The sequence below is a fragment of the Kribbella sandramycini genome, from assembly GCF_013131805.1.
Classification (GTDB): domain Bacteria; phylum Actinomycetota; class Actinomycetes; order Propionibacteriales; family Kribbellaceae; genus Kribbella; species Kribbella sandramycini.
Genome location: NZ_JABJRC010000032.1, coordinates 1 through 568, shown reverse-complemented (window position 1 = coordinate 568; position 568 = coordinate 1). Strand labels below are relative to the sequence as shown.

Below are 568 nucleotides of genomic sequence, written 5' to 3'. Positions count from 1 at the left end.
GGCAACATCACCGTGGTCGGCGACGAGGACCAGTCCATCTACTCGTGACGGGGCGCCGACATCAACAACATCCTCGACTTCGAGAAGGACTTCCCGGGGGCGCGGGTGCTGCGCCTGGAGGAGAACTACCGCTCCACGCAGAGCATCCTCGACCTCGCGGGCGCGCTGGGTCTCCTGCAGGAGTTCGCGGAACCCGCCTCCGTCGTCGTCAAGCACACCAACCCGTGCGGGGCCGCCGTCGGATCCGACGTCGGCGCCGCGTTCGAGCGCGCCCGCGCGTCCGACCCGGTCTCGATCTACGGCGGAATCGTCGGCGTGAACCGGCCCGTCGACCGGCGCCTCGCGGATGCCTTGTCGGGGATCCTGCTCGAGATCCTCTTCGCGCCGGCGTTCGAGGCGGACGCGCTCGAGGAGCTCCGGCGCGCGAAGAAGAAGCTGCGCGTGCTCGAGGTGCCCGTCGGGCGGCCGCTGGCCGGCGCGTCGCCCCTCGAGATTCGCAGCGTCCCCGGCGGCGTCCTGGTCCAGGAAGCGGACCTGGCCGGCCTCGACCCCGTCACCCTGCGCGTGG

Annotated in this window: 1 pseudogene; it reads left to right on the top strand. The window is 71.7% G+C overall.

Annotated elements, in window-relative coordinates:
• Positions 1-568, top strand: a pseudogene (locus HPO96_RS38845) (UvrD-helicase domain-containing protein); the annotation flags it as partial.